Source organism: Bacillus sp. NH11B (assembly GCF_001884205.1).
GTDB classification, from domain to species: Bacteria; Bacillota; Bacilli; order Bacillales; family Bacillaceae_G; genus Bacillus_A; species Bacillus_A proteolyticus.
This window is the reverse complement of the sequence record NZ_MAOG01000095.1, coordinates 1-391: the sequence shown is the minus strand read 5'-3', so window position 1 is coordinate 391 and position 391 is coordinate 1. Positions and strand designations below refer to the sequence as shown.

The window sequence follows — 391 nt, the reverse complement described above, 5'->3', positions numbered from 1 at the left end:
TCGTTTACAAGACTTTAAGTCTATTCAAGATAATCAAGGATATTATTTATCACGTCTTAAGTTACCAACTAAGATATATAGAAAAGAATTCGAAACAGTCGTATTTAAAACAAAACCAGCTCAACTGAGGCCGGTATATATACAAATTCATTTGGAAGAAATCATGAACCAATTACAGCCTGGCCAAGTGTATGAATTACATGATGTATATGTAGGGAGCAAAGACAAATTACCTACTCGCATCGTGGTTTATAAATGTACGGAGGAGCAAAAACAAAAACGCCTACGTGATCGAGCTATTCGTGAAAAGAAAAAAGGAATTACATATACAGAGCGTACGAAACTTTTACAAGGAATTACGGTATATATGACAAATATTCCTACGGAATGG

General features: G+C 34.3%; 1 pseudogene. It reads left to right on the top strand.

Annotated elements, in window-relative coordinates:
- Positions 1 to 391, top strand: a pseudogene (locus tag BAU27_RS14325) (IS4 family transposase); the annotation flags it as partial.